General features: G+C 26.8%; 5 protein-coding genes. 2 read left to right on the top strand and 3 right to left on the bottom strand.

Going from position 1 to position 7,635, the window contains the following annotated elements; all coding sequences use genetic code 11:
• Positions 1 to 120: 120 nt before the first annotated feature.
• From NG904_RS16355 to fusA, 3 genes are all read right to left on the bottom strand, one after another.
• Positions 121 to 1,074, bottom strand: coding sequence for an ROK family protein (locus NG904_RS16355; protein ID WP_252216701.1), 954 nt, complete (start codon positions 1,072 to 1,074; stop codon positions 121 to 123).
• 118 nt (positions 1,075 to 1,192) lie between these two features.
• Positions 1,193 to 1,429: a hypothetical protein gene (locus tag NG904_RS16350; RefSeq protein WP_252216704.1), complete on the bottom strand. Its 237-nt coding sequence runs from the start codon at positions 1,427 to 1,429 to the stop codon at positions 1,193 to 1,195.
• Between the two features lie 163 nt (positions 1,430 to 1,592).
• Positions 1,593 to 3,674 carry an elongation factor G gene (gene fusA, locus NG904_RS16345; RefSeq protein WP_252232756.1) on the bottom strand — a complete coding sequence of 694 codons (2,082 nt, stop codon included), beginning with the start codon at positions 3,672 to 3,674 and terminating at the stop codon, positions 1,593 to 1,595.
• A gap of 310 nt (positions 3,675 to 3,984) precedes the next feature.
• Here fusA and NG904_RS16340 point away from each other — a divergent pair, with 310 nt between their 5' ends.
• Both NG904_RS16340 and NG904_RS16335 read left to right on the top strand, forming a co-directional pair.
• Positions 3,985 to 5,481, top strand: a complete 1,497-nt coding sequence (locus NG904_RS16340; protein WP_252232754.1) for a YfdI family membrane protein — start codon at positions 3,985 to 3,987, stop codon at positions 5,479 to 5,481.
• Between the two features lie 210 nt (positions 5,482 to 5,691).
• Positions 5,692 to 7,506, top strand: a complete 1,815-nt coding sequence (locus tag NG904_RS16335) for an LTA synthase family protein (RefSeq protein ID WP_252232752.1) — start codon at positions 5,692 to 5,694, stop codon at positions 7,504 to 7,506.
• Positions 7,507 to 7,635: the final 129 nt, after the last annotated feature.

The raw sequence follows: 7,635 nt of genomic DNA, 5'->3' as shown, positions 1-7,635 counted from the left end.
TGCAATAGGTAAAGTGGCATATATCAACACTCTGCTAAAACATAGCCTATTACATAAATAAAAACCACTTAACTGCAATATACATCACTGTTAAGTGGTCTTATAAAAATCTTATTTAAATTAATTTTCTGCAGTTTCAAGTAATGCTAAAGCTACTGCTCCTACAACACCTGCATCTGTTCCAAGTCCTGCTGGTACAATCTTAACTGATTCAGCCATTGATTTAAAACATCTCTTATCTACAACTTTTCTTACTGTATCAAATACAATATTTCCAGCTTTTGAAACGCCTCCACCAATTATTATTACTTCTGGATCAAAAATTGATACCGCATTTGCAACAGCTATTCCTAAATAATTTAATGCATTATCTATTATATCTTTACATACTGGATCTCCAGCAGCTGCTTCTACAAATACTTCATATGAAGTTATCTCATCATATTTTCTTAATGATGTTTCAACTTTACTTCCTATAGCTTCTTTACCTCTTTTTCCTATAGCTGTTCCTGATGAAGTTGCTTCTACACAACCAATATTTCCACAATTACATCTTGGACCATCAGGAGCTACAGTCATATGACCTATTTCTAATGCGTTTGATGTATGACCTCTATATATTTTTCCATCTAATATAGCTCCACCGCCTACGCCTGTGCTTACTGTAAAGAATAATACGTTTTTAGCACCTCTTCCTGCTCCAAACATAAATTCACCAATAGTAGCAACGTTTGCATCGTTATCTAAGAAAACAGGTACTTCAAACTTTTTACTTAGTGGATCTACTAAATTAAAGTTTTTAAATGGAAGATTAGGTGTATATATTATTACTCCCTTTTCTGCATCAAGTGGTCCTGGAGAGCCAATACCTATTGCCTTTACATCTTTATATGTAACTCCACCATCTTTTATTACCTTATCTACCGAGTCTATTATTCTATTTAATACAGGAATTTCTCCCTCGTGTGCATTAGTCGGAACTGTTGTTTGGCTAATAACTTCACCATTTAAATTTGATAAAGCTGTACTTATTTTAGTTCCTCCTAAGTCAACCCCTACTACAAATTTTTGCATAAATTTATCCTCCATACTGAATACTAATTGTTAATTTTTCTCACCGGTAACGGTTCTAATATATTTACATTATACTATAATATTTAGTGTAAAGGAATGTAAATTTAAAATCAATATTTTATTTTCTTTTATATGCACTTATAGAGTAACAACCATATGAGTTAAAACCCGCATCACTAATAGTAAATTTATTATCTTCAAGCATAGAATTAATAAATTTTATATTTTCCTTATTTTCTTCATTTATTCTTATTATAAAATCATCACCATGATCTACAATACTAAAGTAATCAAAAATATTGCTATATTCACTTAATCCAAGGATTCCTGTAATATCCATACTATATGTTGACATCAATTACTTACCTCACATTTATTTTTTAATTTAGTTATTTATATAACTTATTATTCCTTTAATTAATTAATATTATTCTAATTATTAATATGTAAAAAGAGATATAAATACCATTATTTCCTGGTGCTTATATCTCTTTTAATTATGCTTTCAATTTATACTTTTACTTTTCTTCAGAGTTTAAATTCTCTATTATTTTATTTGCTTCCATTTCTGGAACCTCTTCATATCTTAAGAACTCCTTTTTAAAGCTTCCACTACCATGTGTAATAGATCTTAATTCAGTTACATATCTGCTTATCTCAGAAAGAGGAATTTCAGCTGTTATTTCTTGAGCTGAATCTTTTGGTTCCATTCCAATGATCCTCCCCCTCTTCTTGTTAATATCACCCATAACATCACCTGTATATTCATCTGGAACAGTTACTTGTAGTTTCATTATAGGCTCTAATAGTATCGGTTTAGCTTCTTCTAAACCCTTTTTATAAGCTACCGATGCCGCTACTTTAAATGCCATTTCTGATGAATCCACAGGGTGATATGATCCATCATGCAATGTAGCTTTAAGCCCTATAACTGGACATTTTGCAAGAACTCCATGTTCAATACATTCTCTTAAACCTTTTTCTACTGCTGGTATAAAGTTTCTTGGTACAGCTCCACCAACTACTTTATCTACAAATTCCAAATCTGTCTCTCCATCACTTCTAGGTTCAAATTTTATTACTACATCACCATATTGTCCATGTCCACCTGATTGTTTCTTATGCTTACCTCTTACATCTGATGACGATTTTATAGTTTCTTTATAAGGAATTCTAGGTGCTTTTAATATAACATCCACACCAAATTTATTTTTAATCTTACTTGCAATTATATCTATATGTGTTTCACCAAGGCCTGATATGATTATTTCTGAACTTTCATTATCCCTAGTTATATCAAAAACTAAGTCCTCATCTTTTAATTTAGTTAAAGCTTGAGATATCTTTTCTTCATCGCCTTTAGTCTTAGGAATCACAGACATTGAAATAACTGGAACAGGAAAATTCATTTTATCATATAATATTTTAAAGTTACTATCACATAAAGTATCTCCTGTATCTGTATACTGTAATTTAGATATAGCACCTATATCTCCAGCTATAACTTTCTTAGTTGGCATTTGATTCTTTCCTCTAATAAAATACATATGAGAAAATTTCTCCAATTTATTTTTATTAGAATTTAACACATTACTATCTTCTGTTGCCGTTCCTGTCATAACTCTAAAGAATGATATTTTTCCTACGAATGGATCTGCAATTGTTTTAAATACCAAAGCTGAAAAAGGTTTATTTTCGTCAAGGCTTATAAACTCCTCTTCATTAGTTTCAATATTTAAAGCTTTTTGTGGAATTGCATATTCTGGTGATGGGAAACAATCAATTATATTATCAAGTAAAGTATCAACACCTATAACTTTTAATGAACTACCACACATTACTGGTGCAATTTCACCAGTAGCACACCCATTAATAAGGCCTTTATATATATCTTCATCACTTAAAGTTCCTTCACTAAAATACTTTTCAAGTAAAACTTCATCAGTTTCTGCTACTGATTCCATAATCATCTCTTTACATTCTTGTATTTTATTTTTTAAGTTTTCTGGTATATCTATTATTTGAGTTTTCTTAGTTTTAAGATTATATACCTTAGCTTCATTTGAAATAATGTTAACTACCCCTTCAAAGTCTCCCTCAGAACCAATGGGATATTGAATTGGAACTACACTCATACCAAATTTATCTTTAAGTGATTGCAAAACCTTATCAAAGCTAGAATTTTCCCTATCTAATTTATTTATAAAAAATGTTCTTGGCAATTTTATTTTATTACAATATTTCCAAGCCTTTTCTGTTCCTACCTTTATTCCAGATACTCCACTAACAACTATCATTCCTACATCTACAGCTCTCATGCCTTCAATATATTCGCCTTCAAAATCGTAATATCCAGGAGTATCAACAATATTTATTTTCACATCATTAACTTCAATTGGTGCTACTGAAAGTGAAATTGTAAGCTTTCTTTTTTTCTCTTCTTCATCATAATCTAAAGTAGTTGTTCCATCTTCTATATTTCCTAATCTATCAATTATATTAGAATAGTATAAAATAGCTTCAACCAAAGAAGTCTTTCCTGTACCGCTATGACCCATTAACCCTATATTTCTTAAGTTTTTAATATTATAACTTCTCATAAATTCATAGCCAAACCTATAAGTTTCCTTAGGAGTTGGCTTTCACCTGCCTTTCCTTTAAATACTTATTATCTTAAATATATTATTCAATAATATATTTAAAAACTCCTTTTTTATTTTTTGAAATATTCAGAATATTTTATTTTTTCTGACTAATACTTAAAATATATCAATTATTAAATATATATTTATAAATTTCAAATACTATACATAAAGTTTTATATATTATAAGTATTAAATTTATCCTTAGATAATGCTATAATAAAGCTTATGAATTTCAAAAATAAACTATACGGGGGAAATTTCGTAAATGATGAGTAAATTTAAATTAAAAAGTAATTATAATAGATTGCTTTTTTTAACTTTTGTAATAGCTTCAATCAGCTTAATAGCCTTTATATTATTTAAATATCCTCATGTAGGTGTAGCTGATCAAGGTGACTTTGATAGAGTTATGAATGCTTCAGGAATATCTTTGCTTGATTCTGATAAAAACAATCCTAATTTCGTTAGATTTTATGATTATATAGTGAGTAATTATAAAATATCTAATTTTTTCAAAACTATTATTGGGTCCATTATTGGATCTAGTATTGGATTTTTAATTTTAATTATAAGTATCTTTTGCAAACTATTTAGTAGCAATATTTTTAAAACTGAATATTTAGCAATAGCTTATAGTATTATTTATATTCTTTCTATATTTATGATATTAAAATATTTAAATATAAAAAATATCTTAAATCTAACTTTTATAGGAATTTTAAGTTTATTTATGTTATTTGATGGGAATTATATAATTTGGTTTAATAGTTTCTATGGTGAACCTATGATGTTATGTACATTATTATTACTTATTGCTTCATTTTTACATTACATAAACTATAAATATGTAAAAAAAGATAATGATAAGATAATGTCAAAAATAGTATATATATTGCTAGCTACATTTTTATTCTTAGGTTCAAAAATGCAAGTAGTAACTGCTGTACCATTTTTAATGATATTATTATTAAAAATAATTTTAGACAATAAACAATATCTTTCTAAGAAAAACTTTGTATCAATAATAATTTTCTTATGCTTAGTTATGTCTTATCCTCTTGTTTTCAATGCTTTCAATGGAAATATAAGCAATGACACACAATATAACTCTGTATTTTACGGTGTACTTAACGGTTCTAAAACTCCAGAGCAAGATTTAATTGATTTAGGACTTAATCCTGACATGGCTTCAGAAGCTGGAAAACATTCTTATTTAAGTGATGAAGAATATGTAAAATACATTCCAAGAACAGAAATAACTAATAATGAATTTTATGGGAAAATAGGAAACTCTAAATTAGCTAAATTCTATATAACCCATCCTTTAAGACTTATAGAAGGAATGCAATATACTGCAAGTAAAGCTTTTGATACAAGCACCTTATTAGGAAAAACATCAATAGAATATAGTTCTGAACCAACAATTGATTTTAATAGATTTACTACTTGGTCAGACTTTAAAGAAAATTATTTACCTAAGAATTTATTATTTATAATTTCAGTATTTTTAATAATTTTTGTATATAGTGGCTGGCTTTATTTAAGAAATAAAAATAATGGAGAGCTAAAAAATAAGATATTTTTAATATGGACTATTATGTTTATAGCTGCTATTCAGTTCCCTATGCCTTTTGTAGGAAATGGTAGAGCTGATACTGCAAAACAATTATTCTTATTTAATTTTATTTTTGATCTTTTATTGATAATAACTATTTCTTATACATTCTCAAAAATAACTGATATATTTTCGAAGAAAAGATAATAATTTGAGCTTACTTTAATTTAACTATATATTTATAATTCTCTATTTAAATATTAATTAATATATGCGATAGGTAACATAGCATTGTAATTGGACTATACTTATTTTAGTGTTCTTACGTTCAATTACTCTGTCCAGTTTTATTTATTTATATATCAACTCTTAAATATATAGTTAAAAATATTATGTTACATAGGAGATTTACTATTCATGAAAAAATTAAATTGCAGAAAATTGTTTTCTGATAGAGTTTCAATATTAAAGCTTTTTATTATTGTTGCTATGTTAGTAAAAACCATTCTTTTCATATCCATTCTTAATATAGATACTGCTGATAGAATATTAAAGAAAAATTTAAGTTTTAAATTTGCGATTATTTATCTTGCATTTATTCTTTTATTTTATTCATTTGGTTATCTATTTTCAAAGAATAAACAAACTATCTTTTATATTATATTAAACTCACTATATACCATACTATTAATAGCAGATTTATCTTACTTTAGAGCTAATAGAGATTTATTAGGATTAAAAAATATTTTCTTTGAAAATACATTTAACCCTTTACAACATTCACTTATTAATTTAAGACCTGTTGATTTTATATTCATTGTAGATGTTATATTATTGTTAACTTGGATCATTAAAAGTAATATTGAAAATAATAATAAAAGAAGTTTTAAAAAGTTTTTTGCTACAATGATAATTTCAGTATTTATGATTATAGGATCATGCATATGTGTTGATGCCCTTCAATTGGGTGAATTTGGTGATAGCATAATTTTTAATCAATGGACAACCTTAATGGAGGTAAAAGCCCCTGGCCCTTTAGGATATCATATAGTAGAAGGTACAAGATCAATTAATAAGTATTTTAACGATAAACCTTCTAATGAAGATAAAAAGGCAATTGAAGATTGGTTAACCTTTAATAAAGAAAACATTGAAGACAATGAATACAAAGGATTACTTAAAGGAAAAAATGTTATATTTCTTCAAATAGAATCTTTAGAAAACTTTGTTATAAATCAAAAAACAAATGGCAAAGAAATAACACCATTTTTAAATAAACTAGCTAGTGAAGGTTTATATTTTAATAACTTCTATGAACAAAATAATGCAGGAAATAGTATAGATTGTGATTTTATGATCAATACCTCTATGTATCCATTAGGAAATAAAATAACTGCTTTAAATTATGGAGAAAATGTTTATCCTAATTCGCTTCCAAGAATTCTACAAAAAGATGGATACTTTACTATATCATCTCATGCTGAATTGCCAAATGAATTTAATTGGACTGAATTACATAAAAATAGTTTTGGAGCTAATGAACTTTGGACTATTAATGATTACGTTTATGAAGAAAGTGTTGGATATGGATTATCAGATAGAAGCTTCTTAAGTCAAACTGCAAATAAACTTAAAGATATAAAGCAACCATTTTTTATTCAACTTCCTACTTTATCTAATCATGGACCTTTTGATTTAAATGAAAAATATAGACAATTGAACTTACCTGATGAAGTTAATGATAGTTACTTAGGAGGATATTTCGAAAGCATATTATATACAGATAATCAATTAGAAATGTTTTATAATAAATTAAATGAGTCGGGGCTACTAAATGATACTGTATTGGTTATTTATGGGGATCATACAGGTGTTCATAAGTATTATAATGAAGATATTCAAGACATTGACTATGAGAACAATTGGTGGGATGAAGTTGATCATAAAATTCCATTAATAATCTACTCTAAAGATATGCAACATAAAATTATAAATAAGACAGGTGGACAAATAGACATACTTCCAACAATATGTTACTTATTAGGTATTGATGATAATTTGTATAGAGATTCTACTATGGGCAGAATTTTAGTTAATACTAATAGAGATGCAATAACTATAAAAGGAAATCATATTATAGGAAATGTTAAACCACCAGATGAAGAACATGTTTCAAAAGCATATGAGATAGGTGAAAAAATTATAAAAACTAATTATTTTAATCATAAATAAGAACAAAAGTTGCTAAACCACGCTTTTTAGTTGAGAGTAAATAATTAAGAATTGAGAGTTTTTTTAATTTTATAATTTTATGTACAATAACAAAAAGGATGTTGAATATTTCAACATCCTTTTTGTTAT

The organism is Clostridium sp. ZBS15 (assembly GCF_023845705.1).
In the GTDB taxonomy this organism is placed as follows: domain Bacteria; phylum Bacillota; class Clostridia; order Clostridiales; family Clostridiaceae; genus Clostridium; species Clostridium aquiflavi.
This window is presented reverse-complemented; position numbering and strand designations above follow the sequence as displayed.